Annotated in this window: 1 protein-coding gene; it reads left to right on the plus strand. The window is 54.9% G+C overall.

From position 1 onward, the window contains the following. Positions 1-132: 132 nt before the first annotated feature. Positions 133-674 (plus strand): IS110 family RNA-guided transposase (locus HGG74_RS21020; RefSeq protein WP_168489481.1); only part of this gene is annotated, 542 nt, incomplete at its 3' end.

Genomic DNA, 674 nt, shown 5'->3' on the forward strand with positions numbered 1-674 from the left:
AGAGCACAGCGGCCTGACAGCCGGCTTGAGTGGTGTGAAGCAAACGCGGTCCACTAATGAAATGGTTACCCCCTGCCGCCCCTTGCGATAGCTCACTAAGCTTTCGCAAGGGGCCCATCGGAGACCATTTTCATGAACAAAGTAGCTATCGCCGCCATCGATCTTGGTAAAAAATCGTTTCATCTTCACGCCCAGGATGAGCGAGGTCATGAGATTTACCGCAAAAAACTCACTCGAGCGGCACTTGTCCAGCACTTGGCCAATCTCGAGCCTTGCACGGTAGTGATGGAAGCCTGCGGTGGCGCTCACTTCATGGCGCAGCAAGCTGCAAAGTTTGGGCACACCGCCAAGCTGATTGCGCCGCATCTTGTGCGTCCCTATGTCAAAAGCAACAAAAACGACTTCGCGGATGCCGAGGCGATCTGCGAGGCTGCGACTCGTCCGACGATGCGTTTTGTACCTGTTAAAACACAGGCTCAGCAGGCGCTAGCCATGCTCAATTCGACGCGTGACTCGTTCATCAAAGACCGTACCGCGACAGTCAATCGGATTCACGCAGCGCTTCTGGAGTTCGGAATCAGCTTGCCTGCAGGGTTCAAGTCCATCAACGAGCTTACGACTCAGCTTGAGGCGAGCTCACTTCCCGATCCGGTCAGAAAGCTGCTGACACGGAT

This window comes from Arthrobacter mobilis (assembly GCF_012395835.1).
In the GTDB taxonomy this organism is placed as follows: domain Bacteria; phylum Actinomycetota; class Actinomycetes; order Actinomycetales; family Micrococcaceae; genus Crystallibacter; species Crystallibacter mobilis.